Origin of the sequence: Erwinia sp. ErVv1 (genome assembly GCF_900068895.1) — a bacterium.
Lineage (GTDB): Bacteria > Pseudomonadota > Gammaproteobacteria > Enterobacterales > Enterobacteriaceae > Erwinia.
Window position 1 is genome coordinate 1 of record NZ_CDPK01000048.1, and the last position, 252, is coordinate 252.

Annotated in this window: 1 protein-coding gene; it reads right to left on the reverse strand. The window is 48.8% G+C overall.

The annotated features are described in order from the left end of the window. Positions 1–44: 44 nt before the first annotated feature. Positions 45–252 (reverse strand): hypothetical protein (locus A1830_RS23610; RefSeq protein WP_231877701.1); only part of this gene is annotated, 208 nt, incomplete at its 5' end.

Consider the following 252-nt stretch of genomic DNA (forward strand, 5'->3'; position numbering starts at 1 on the left):
TGAGGCCGAATTAAGGGCGGAAGTGAAAGCCCTGCTGGAGCAGTTTAACCTGCTCTGAGCTGCACTCCTTCGGAATCCCTGCATGCCGGGACGATGAATGCTGTCGTCCTTAAAATCAATGGTGATTTTCTGAGTGGCTGGAAAATTGACCCGAAAAAAGACAACGGCAGGATCTGTTTAGAAACGGAGGTTTTATGAGCACAATTAAGCTGGTCGAGCTGGGAAGAGACTTCCTCAGCAACAGGATTAGTG